8 protein-coding genes and 1 pseudogene are annotated in these 10085 nt (G+C 64.3%); 7 read left to right on the top strand and 2 right to left on the bottom strand.

The features are described from left to right. The first annotated feature begins 454 nt into the window (after window positions 1-454). A pseudogene (locus tag ACVMB1_RS36110) lies at window positions 455-1200 on the top strand (thermonuclease family protein). Between the two features lie 72 nt (window positions 1201-1272). Further along, window positions 1273-2766, top strand: a complete 1494-nt coding sequence (locus tag ACVMB1_RS36105; RefSeq protein WP_076824772.1) for a M48 family metalloprotease — start codon at window positions 1273-1275, stop codon at window positions 2764-2766. Window positions 2767-2838: 72 nt separating this feature from the next. Here ACVMB1_RS36105 and ACVMB1_RS36100 read toward each other — a convergent pair whose 3' ends face one another. Continuing rightward, a complete protein-coding gene (locus tag ACVMB1_RS36100) occupies window positions 2839-3240 on the bottom strand; it encodes a c-type cytochrome (protein WP_057015128.1) in 402 nt (133 codons plus the stop codon). 192 nt (window positions 3241-3432) lie between these two features. Between ACVMB1_RS36100 and ACVMB1_RS36095 the strand changes: the two genes are divergently transcribed. Then, complete coding sequence (locus ACVMB1_RS36095) at window positions 3433-4242, top strand: transporter (protein ID WP_076824774.1); 810 nt, start codon at window positions 3433-3435, stop codon at window positions 4240-4242. 91 nt (window positions 4243-4333) lie between these two features. Here ACVMB1_RS36095 and ACVMB1_RS36090 read toward each other — a convergent pair whose 3' ends face one another. Continuing rightward, entirely contained in the window at window positions 4334-5623 is a 1290-nt protein-coding gene (locus ACVMB1_RS36090) for an MFS transporter (protein ID WP_057015508.1), read from the bottom strand. 233 nt (window positions 5624-5856) lie between these two features. Between ACVMB1_RS36090 and cyoA the strand changes: the two genes are divergently transcribed. The 4 genes from cyoA to cyoD are packed head-to-tail and all read left to right on the top strand — an operon-like array spanning window position 5857 to window position 10064. Next, window positions 5857-7023: a ubiquinol oxidase subunit II gene (gene cyoA / locus ACVMB1_RS36085; protein WP_076824776.1), complete on the top strand. Its 1167-nt coding sequence runs from the start codon at window positions 5857-5859 to the stop codon at window positions 7021-7023. A gap of 10 nt (window positions 7024-7033) precedes the next feature. Then, the gene (gene cyoB, locus ACVMB1_RS36080; RefSeq protein ID WP_057015510.1) at window positions 7034-9037 is read left to right on the top strand and encodes a cytochrome o ubiquinol oxidase subunit I; all 2004 of its coding nucleotides are present in this window, start codon (window positions 7034-7036) and stop codon (window positions 9035-9037) included. Then, complete coding sequence (gene cyoC, locus ACVMB1_RS36075; RefSeq protein WP_057015511.1) at window positions 9034-9666, top strand: cytochrome o ubiquinol oxidase subunit III; 633 nt, start codon at window positions 9034-9036, stop codon at window positions 9664-9666. The genes cyoB and cyoC overlap by 4 nt, the downstream gene beginning before the upstream one ends. After that, complete coding sequence (cyoD, locus tag ACVMB1_RS36070; RefSeq protein ID WP_076824778.1) at window positions 9663-10064, top strand: cytochrome o ubiquinol oxidase subunit IV; 402 nt, start codon at window positions 9663-9665, stop codon at window positions 10062-10064. The genes cyoC and cyoD overlap by 4 nt, the downstream gene beginning before the upstream one ends. Window positions 10065-10085 lie beyond the last annotated feature (21 nt).

Genomic DNA, 10085 nt, shown 5'->3' with positions numbered 1-10085 from the left:
CGACCGCAATCGGTCGCCTTTCAAAAAATTGCCGAATAGTTACCTTGCGCCGCAAGTCATTGGCAACAATAACGAATTCTCATTCCGCGCACGGAGTTGCAATCATGAATGGGTAAGGTTGACGCGTGTGAGGGCCGCTCGACGCACGATCGGACGGCAATTTTCGTCACGACAAGGGGTGCTGAAGACGAGTTCGTCCCGCGACAGGCACGCATTGATGTGAAACACCAATTTCGCCTGTGCACGCGATGAGAAGCGCCGCAGAAAAATTGACCACCGAATCAACGATGGCATCCCTCGATGCGATTTCGCTTCGCTTGTGGTGGCTCTGAAGCGATCTTTCCGTCAGACTGTCCTTGTTGGCGACCACGCTCCGAGCGGAGCGCGCCGAAGTGACGAGTGCCGCATGACGCCTCCACGCGATAGTGCATGGCGTCGCCGTCCGTGGGCGGTGATGATGACAGCATGCGTCCTCGCGATCGGCGCGTGCAGCGGACGCGCCGAAGCGGCTGGATGCAATTTCGAGATTCAGGGCGAGGGTCGCGTCGCCGCCATCGTCGATGCGCGCAGCCTGCGGCTCGACGACGCCCGTGAGGTCAAGCTCGCCGGTATCGAGGTGGCCGACAAGGCGAAGACCATCGCTGCACTGACGGCGCTGCTGGTCGGCCGCGAGGTGACGCTGCGCGGACAGGACGACACGCCGGACCGCTATGGCCGGCAGCTGGCCTACGCATTCCTCGAAGGCAGTGAGAAGCCCGTGCAAAGCGAGTTGCTGCGCCAGGGCCTCGCTGTGGCGTCATCCGAGGTCGCCGACAAGGACTGTGCGGCGGCGCTGATGGCGGCCGAGGCCGAGGCCAGGGCCGCCCGATCGGGAACCTGGGCCGAGGCCACCGTCATAAAAAACGCCGAAAGTTCCGCCGATATTTTGACCGGGATCGGGCGTTTTACAGTGGTCGAGGGCAGGGTTTTGTCCGTGCGTCAGGCGGGCGCGACGACCTACCTGAATTTCGGTCGAAACTGGACTCAGGACTTTGCTGCGACTATTTCAAGGCGCATAGTCCCTGCGTTCGAGGCGGCCGGGCTTGCGCCCAAGTCTCTGGAAAATCGTAAGATTCGTGTACGAGGCTGGGTGGAAGCACGACGTGGCCGCGAATCGAACTGCTCCGGGTGGGGCAGCTTGAAGTGCTCGGCGGGAACTAGAGGCCCAAGGGACTCAAGAGACCCAGGGGCCATGCCCCGGTCTTTTTACGGGACAATTTGTGAGTTTTTGACGTGATTGAGCGCGCAGGACGGCGTGAAGAGGGGACTGGCCGCCGCCTTTTGGCTGCGCCGGCGCTCGTCTGCGCCGCCCTGACGCTGTCGGCCTGCGGCAATGTCGGCCGGTTCGAGCAGGCCGCGCCCACGGCAGCAGCGGCGCCGGTAAAGCCGAACCGCGTGGTACAGCAGACGCCCACGAGCGAACGCGAGCATGAGCGCATCCTGTCGTCCTATGGCGGCGCCTACGACGACCCGAAGCTCGAGGCCCTGATCAGCAAGACCGTCGAGCGGCTGGTCGCCGCCTCCGAACGGCCCGACCAGGCCTACAAGGTCACGATCCTCAATTCCGGCGCGGTCAACGCCTTCGCGCTGCCGACCGGCCAGCTCTATGTCACGCGCGGCCTGATTGCGCTCGCCAGCGACACCTCCGAGCTCTCCTCGGTGCTGAGCCACGAGATGGCGCATGTGCTGGCCAAGCACGCGGCGATGCGCGAGGACCAGGCCCGCCAGGCGGCTGTGGTGACGCGCGTCGTCACCGACATGAGCACCGATCCCGATCTCACCGCGCTGGCGCTCGCCAAGACCAAGCTGACGATGGCGAGCTTCTCGCGCCAGCAGGAGTTCGAGGCCGACGGCATCGGCGTCGGGATCGCCGCTCGCGCGCATTTCGATCCCTACGGCGCGGCGCGCTTCCTGACCGCGATGGAGCGCAATGCCGCGCTCAAGATCGGCAAGACCGCGCTCGATCCGCGCGCGCAGGACTTCACCTCGTCGCATCCGGCGACGCCCGAGCGCATCAACAACGCGCAGACCACCGCACGGCAATACTCATCGCCCGAGAGCAACGAGCGCGATCGCGAGACCTATCTCGCCGCGATCGACAACATCGTCTATGGCGAGGATCCCAGCGAAGGGTTCGTGCGCGGCCGCCGCTTCCTGCATCCCAAGCTCGGCTTCACCTTCACCGCGCCCGATAATTTCACGCTCGACAACACCGCGCAGGCGGTGATCGGCGTGCGCGAGGGCGGCAGCCAGGCGATGCGCTTCGACGTGGTGCGGGTCCCGGCCGAGCAGTCGCTCGGCGACTACCTGAATTCGGGCTGGATGGAAGGCGTCGAGAAGTCCTCGACCGAGGACCTCAACATCAACGGCTTTCCGGCGGCGTCGGCCACCGCCCATGGCGACCAGTGGCAGTTCAAGGTCTATGCGCTGCGCTTCGGCAGCGACGTCTACCGCTTCATCTTCGCCGCCAAGCAGAAGTCCACCGAGAGCGAGCGTAACGCGCGCGAGACCGTCAATTCGTTCCGCCGCCTGACGCTCGACGAGATCCAGGCCGCGCGCCCGCTGCGCATCAAGGTCATTAACGTGCAGCCCGGCGACACCGTGGAATCGCTGTCGCACCGCATGTCCGGCGTCGATCACCCGGCCGAGCGCTTCCGCGTGCTCAACGGCCTCGACGCCCATGCCCAGGTCAAGCCGCGCGACCGCGTCAAGATCGTGGTGGATTGAGGCCGCGAGGCGTCGTGCTCGCGCCTCACCACCGCTGTCGTCCCGGCGAAGGCCGGGACGACAGGCTACATTCTACTTCGCCTTCTCCTTGAGGAAGGCAATGATGTCGGCCCGATCCTTCGGGTCCTGAACCTCGTAGAACATCTTGGTGCCCGGAACCATCGTGTCCGGACCGGTGAGCCATTTGTCGAGATTCTCCTCGGTCCACACGATCTTCGAGTTCTTCAGCGCCGGCGAGTAGTCGTAGCCTGCGACGGAGCCGGCTAGGCGGCCGACGACACCCTTGTGCATCGGGCCGACGTCGTTCTTGTCGATCGAGTGGCAATCGCCGCAGCCCTGGTACAGCGTGGCGCCGCGCGCCGCATCTCCCGCGGCACGGGCGCTGTTCAGGGCGAGCAGAATCGCGATGGCCGCCATCGCGGCAATTTTGGCTTGCCGCGGCGCCAGCACGCCTGCGATCGAACGAATGCTCATTCCCGGGGCTCTCCTGTTTGCCACCACAACAGGAGCAGCCATGCCGCGATTCTATTCCCTGGAATGCCGCGCGCTCGCGCGACCGGCGACTGACGAAGATTTTTGAGCCAACCGGGAATTTCCCCGCGCGCCGCCGATCTCTATCGAAAGCTGCCACCTCCGCAGCGGCGCCGGGCTATTGGAGCATCCCCAGTGTTTCAGAATCGGTTCGGCGCCGTCGCTCGACTTGCCGAACTCGGGTGCGTGCTTGCTGCGCTCACACTCGCAGCAGCCACCGCCGCGCGCGCGGACGGCTGTCCCAAGCCGGGCGACGAAATCGCGACCGACCGGCCCGACGTCACCAATTCGAGTATCGTCGTGCCGGTCGGGAGCCTGCAGAACGAGAACGGCATCAACCTGACCGGCCGGAGCAGTGGCCGCAGCATCGACGGCAGCAACAGCCGCTGGCGGCTCGGGATTGCGCCCTGCCTCGAGGTGCTGATCGACCTACCGAGCTATGTCGGCACCGTGAAATCGCCCGGCGCGTCGGGCTTTTCCGACGTCGCGCCTGCCATCAAATGGCAGATCAGTCCGCTGCCGGGGAAGATCGACCTCTCGATCACGGCCGGCGTCGCGCTGCCGACGGGCGCTGCCGAAATCGCCGGTCGCGGCGCGCAGCCCTACATCCAGTTGCCGTGGTCATGGGAGTTGCATGACGGCTGGGGCGTCAGCGGCATGTTCACGGAATTCTTCCGCCCTGCCGAGCTGACCGGCCGGCACATGTCGGAAGCGACCTTCGTGATCGAGAAGAAGCTGACCGAGCGGATCAGTGTGTTCACCGAATATGTCGGCGACTATCCCGACGGTGCGCGGCCGACCCAGCTCATCAACTCCGGCGGCCTGTACCAGATCACGCCGACCCAGCAGGTCGACTTCCATGTCGCGTTCGGACTCAGCCGCAACTCGCCGAACTACATCGTCGGCCTGGGGTACTCGTTCCGCGTCGACGGATTGTTCCGCTAGCCCACCTCCCCTTGAAAAGGGGAGGTCGCTTTGCTCGCCAGAGCAAAGCGGGTGGGGAAACCTTCCCCCTTTCAGGGGGAAGGAGAAGAGTTCAACCCTCGGCTTCGCGCAATCCGCTCAGCCACAGCGCCAGCAGCGTCCACACCGCGCCCGACAACAGGTACGCACCGGCCGAGATCAAGCCGAAATGCGTCGCCAGCAGCAGCGCCGCGAGCGGCGCAAAGCCGGCACCGAACAGCCAGGCTAAATCCGAGGTCAGTGCCGAGGCCGTGTAGCGATAGTTGCGCGCGAAGCTCGAGGCGATCGCGCCCGACGACTGGCCGAACGACAGGCCGAGCAGCACGAAGCCGAGCACCATGTACACCGTTTCGCCAAACGCGCCGGCATCGAGCAGCTGCGGGGCAAAGCCGCTATAGACCGCGATCGCGACCGCAGACCCGAGCAGCAGCGGCTTGCGCCCGACGCGGTCGGCGATCATGCCGGAGGCGATGATCGCGACGACGCCGACCATGGCGCCGATCATCTCGATGATCAGGAAGCGCACCGGGCTTTCCTTGGTGAACAGGAACACCCAGGACAGCGGAAACACCGTGACCATGTGGAACAGCGCAAAGCTCGCCAGCGGCGCAAAGGCGCCGAGCAGGATGTTGCGGCCCTCCTGCGCGATGGTCTCGCCGACCCGCGCCGGCTCGAGATCGCGGCTTTCGAACAGCTCGGAATATTCATCCGTCGCCACCATGCGCAGCCGCGCGAACAGCGCCACCACGTTGATCGCGAACGCGACGAAGAACGGATAGCGCCAGCCCCAGTCGAAGAAATCATCCGCCGAGAGGTTGCCGGCGAAGAAGGCGAACAGCGCGCTGGCCACGATCAGCCCGAGCGGCGCGCCGAGCTGCGGCACCATCGCGTACCAGCCGCGGCGATGCGCCGGCGAATTCATCGCCAGCAGCGAGGCAAGGCCGTCCCAGGCGCCGCCCCAGGCGATACCCTGCAGCACGCGCGCGGCGGCCAACAGCCAGATCGCCGCGACGCCGATCGTGTCGTAGCCGGGCAGAAACGCGAGCGCCACCGTGGCGGTGCCGAGCAGGAACAGCGCGATGACGAGCTTGGCGCCCTTGCCGTGGCGGCGGTCGACCGCCATGAAGATGACGGTGCCGAGTGGCCGCGCGGCGAAGGCCAGCGCGAAGATGCCGAATGAATAGAGCGTGCCGGTCAGTTCATTGACGAACGGGAACACCAGCTTCGGGAACACGATGACCGAGGCGATCGCATAGACGAAGAAATCGAAGAATTCCGACGTGCGTCCGATGATGACGCCGATGGCGATTTCGCCGGGTTTCGCCTGCCCGTGACCTGATGCGGTCGGGGTGCCGTGAGCCATTGCTGGGGCTTGTGCCATCGCCGGAAAACCGTCCTTTGGAGCACGATCAAACCGGTTTTCCGAACAGACCGTGCTCAAACAAGAAGTGAGGCCACGGGCAGATTGCCACGCGGTCCACCTCACCTTCTGACCCTCCATCCCGCAGTGCAACATTGGACAAATTGTCCAATGTGAACTTTGCTGCATCGCAGCTACCCCTTGGCGGAACTCATAAAATTCAAGTGGGGTGAGCCGTGCGCGCCTTGAAATTATTGGCCTTATTGCCGTTCGCGGCGCTCCTTGGCGGGTGCGATTTCGTCGTCCTGGCGCCTGCCGGCGACATCGCCGTCCAGCAGCGCGACCTCGTCGTCATCTCGACCGTGCTGATGCTCATCATCGTGCTTCCGGTGATGGCGCTGACCGTGTTCTTCGCCTGGCGCTACCGCCAGTCCAACGCCGCGGCCCCCTATGAGCCGGAGTGGGATCACTCCACCCAGCTCGAGCTCGTGATCTGGTCGGCGCCGCTGCTGATCATCATTTGCCTCGGCGCGCTGACCTGGATGGGCACCCATCTGCTCGATCCCTACCGCTCGCTCGGCCGCATCGCCGCCGACAAGCCGATCGAGAGCAAGGACGCCCCGCTCAATGTCGAGGTCGTCGCGCTCGACTGGAAGTGGCTGTTCATCTACCCGGACTACGGCGTCGCCGCCGTCAACGAGCTCGCAGCTCCGGTCGACCGCCCGATCCGCTTCCGCATCACGGCGTCCTCCGTGATGAACTCGTTCTATATCCCCGCGCTTGCCGGCCAGATCTACGCCATGCCCGGCATGGAGACCAAGCTGCACGCGGTCGCCAACAAGGAAGGCACCTATCGCGGCTTCTCCGCCAACTACAGCGGCGCCGGCTTCTCCGGCATGCACTTCGACTTCAAGAGCCTGTCTGGCGCCGATTTCGACAAGTGGATCGCCACCGCCAAGACCAGCGCCAATATGCTCGGCCGCACCGACTATCTGCAGCTCGAGCGTCCGAGCCAGAACGATCCGGTCCGGCTCTACCGCTCGGTCGACCGCGATCTCTACAAGGCGGTCCTCAACATGTGCGTCGAACCCGGCAAGATGTGCATGAGCGAGATGATGGCGATCGACGCCAAGGGCGGCCTCGGCCGCGAAGGCTTCAACAACACGCTGCCGCTGACCTACGACAAATACGCCCGCCGCGGCGCGCCGCTCGGCTCCGAGCCGACCTTCGTCGCCGGCATCTGTTCGATGGACGAGATCAAGGACGCGCCGTCGCACGAGATCACCGCGCCGCTCGACCTGACGCCGCTGCGCGGCTTCGGGCTGAAGCGCCCGCCGTTCTCGCCCGCGCACCCCTCGTCGACATCCTTGCTGCTCGGTCAGCGTCCGAAATCAGAGTCCTGAGGAGGACCGCATGAATCCCGATCTCGTCAAGATGATCTTCGGCCGCCTCAATCTGGAGGCGCTGCCGATCCACGAGCCGATTCTGGTCGGCACCTTCGCGGTGGTGGCGACCGGCGGCCTCGCGCTGTTTGCGATCGTCACCTATTTCCGGCTCTGGACCTATCTGTGGCGCGAGTGGTTCACCACCGTGGACCACAAGCGCATCGGCATCATGTACATGATCCTCGGCATCGTGATGCTGCTGCGCGGCTTCGCGGACGCGCTGATGATGCGGCTGCAGCAGGCGATCGCCTTTGGCGGCTCCGACGGTTACCTCCCGGCCCATCACTACGACCAGATCTTCACCGCACACGGCGTGATCATGATCTTCTTCGTGGCGATGCCGCTGGTCACCGGCCTGATGAACTATGTGGTGCCGCTGCAGATCGGTGCTCGCGACGTCTCCTTCCCGTTCCTCAACAATTTCAGCTTCTGGATGACGGTCGGCGGCGCCGTGCTGGTGATGATGTCGCTGTTCGTCGGCGAATTCGCCCGCACCGGCTGGCTCGCCTACCCGCCGCTGTCGAACATCGGCTACAGTCCCGATGTCGGCGTCGACTATTACATATGGGGACTACAGGTCGCCGGCGTCGGCACGACGCTATCGGGCATCAACCTGATCTGCACCATCGTCAAGCTGCGCGCGCCGGGCATGACGATGATGAAGATGCCGGTGTTCACCTGGACCTCGCTCTGCACCAACGTCCTGATCGTCGCCTCCTTCCCGGTGCTGACGGCGGTGCTGGCGCTGCTGTCGCTCGACCGTTACGTCGGCACCAACTTCTTCACGAACGACTTCGGCGGCAACCCGATGATGTACGTGAACCTGATCTGGATCTGGGGCCACCCCGAGGTCTACATCCTGGTGCTGCCGGCGTTCGGTATCTTCTCCGAGGTGACCGCGACATTCTCCGGCAAGCGGCTGTTCGGCTACACCTCGATGGTCTACGCCACCGTCGTCATCACCATCCTGTCCTACCTGGTCTGGCTGCACCACTTCTTCACGATGGGCTCCGGCGCCAGCGTGAACTCGTTCTTCGGCATCACCACCATGATCATCTCGATCCCGACGGGCGCGAAGATGTTCAACTGGCTGTTCACGATGTATCGCGGCCGCATCCGCTTCGAGCTGCCGATGATGTGGACGGTGGCATTCATGCTGACCTTCGTGATCGGCGGCATGACCGGCGTGCTGCTGGCGGTGCCGCCGGCCGATTTCGTGCTGCATAACAGCCTGTTCCTGATCGCGCATTTCCACAACGTGATCATCGGCGGCGTGCTGTTCGGCCTGTTCGCCGGCATCAACTACTGGTTCCCGAAGGCGTTCGGCTTCAGGCTCGATCCGTTCTGGGGCAAGCTGTCGTTCTGGTTCTGGGTCTCGGGCTTCTACTTCGCCTTCATGCCGCTCTATGTGCTCGGCCTGATGGGCGTGACCCGAAGGCTCCGCGTGTTCGACGACCCCTCCTTGCAGATCTGGTTCATCATCGCGGGCTTCGGCGCGTTCCTGATCCTGCTCGGCATCGTCGCGATGCTGGTGCAGTTCGCGGTCAGCATTCTGCGCCGCGAGCAGCTGAAGGACACCACCGGCGATCCCTGGAACGCGCGGACGCTGGAATGGGCGACCTCGTCGCCGCCGCCGGACTACAACTTCGCCTTCACGCCCGTGGTCTACGACAACGACGCCTGGTGGGACATGAAGCGCCGCGGCTACAGGCGCCCGCTGACCGGCTTCAAGCCGATCCACATGCCCTCCAACACCGGCACCGGCATCATCCTCGCCGGACTTGCGACGGTGATGGGGTTCGGCCTGATCTGGTACATCTGGTGGCTCGCCGCCGTCAGCTTCGTTGCGCTGCTCGCGGTCGCGATCGGCCACACCTTCAACTATCACCGCGACTTCCACATCCAGGCGGATGAGGTGGTGCGGACTGAAGACGCGCGGACACGCGTGCTCGCCGCGGGAGCCCAGACATGAGCGTAGCAACAACCGTCTCCACCCAGGACTCCGAGCCGATCTTTCACGTTGTGGACGAGCACGATCATCCGGAAGGCGCCAGCACCATGCTGGGCTTCTGGATCTACCTGATGAGCGATTGCCTCATCTTCGCGATGCTGTTTGCGACCTATGGCGTGCTCGGCGGCAACTATGCCGCTGGCCCATCGCCGAAGGACCTGTTCGACCTCAAGCTGGTCGCGCTCAACACCACGATGCTGCTGCTCTCCTCGATCACCTATGGCTTCGCCATGCTGACGATGGAGAAATCGAGGATCGGCGCGACGCAAGCCTGGCTCGCCATCACCGGGCTGTTCGGCCTCGCCTTCCTCGGCATCGAGCTCACCGAGTTCGCGCATATGATCCACGAGGGCGCGACGCCCCAGCGCAGCGCCTTCCTGTCGTCATTCTTCACCCTGGTCGGCACCCACGGCCTGCACGTCACCTTCGGCCTCGTCTGGCTGGTGACGCTGATGGTGCAGACCGCGCGCTTCGGCCTCATCGAAGCCAACCGGCGCCGGCTGATGTGCCTCTCGATGTTCTGGCACTTCCTCGACGTGGTCTGGATCGGCGTCTTCACTTTCGTCTATCTCCTGGGAATGCTGCGATGACAACAAAAGCTCACGCCAAAGCTCATACGCTCGAAGCCAATGCCAGCCACGGACATGGCGATCACGGCGGCGCGGCTCACGGCTCGCTGCAGAGCTATCTGATCGGCTTCGGTCTCTCCGTCGTCCTTACTGCGGTGCCGTTCTGGCTGGTGATGACCGGCGCCATCGCCGACAAGCAGGTCACCGCGCTGATCGTGCTGGTGCTCGCCGCGGTGCAAATCGTCGTGCACATGGTGTACTTCCTGCACATGAACACGCGGTCCGAGAACGGCTGGACCATGATGGCGATGATCTTCACCGTCGTCATGGTGGTGATCGCGCTGACCGGCTCGCTGTGGGTCATGCATCATCTCAACATCAACATGATGCCGCTGCACGACATGAGCCAGATGCCGTGACGATGCGGTCTGCCAGACCCT

The organism is Bradyrhizobium sp. USDA 4504, from assembly GCF_054063995.1.
This window is presented reverse-complemented; position numbering and strand designations above follow the sequence as displayed.

Bases quoted from the DNA above. Each gene is read 5' to 3' on its own strand.
- ACVMB1_RS36100 (WP_057015128.1), bottom strand. From the start codon at position 3,240: ATGAGCATTCGTTCGATCGCAGGCGTGCTGGCGCCGCGGCAAGCCAAA.
- ACVMB1_RS36090 (WP_057015508.1), bottom strand. From the start codon at position 5,623: ATGGCTCACGGCACCCCGACCGCATCAGGTCACGGGCAGGCGAAACCC.
- cyoB (WP_057015510.1), top strand. From the start codon at position 7,034: ATGAATCCCGATCTCGTCAAGATGATCTTCGGCCGCCTCAATCTGGAG.
- cyoC (WP_057015511.1), top strand. From the start codon at position 9,034: ATGAGCGTAGCAACAACCGTCTCCACCCAGGACTCCGAGCCGATCTTT.
- cyoD (WP_076824778.1), top strand. From the start codon at position 9,663: ATGACAACAAAAGCTCACGCCAAAGCTCATACGCTCGAAGCCAATGCC.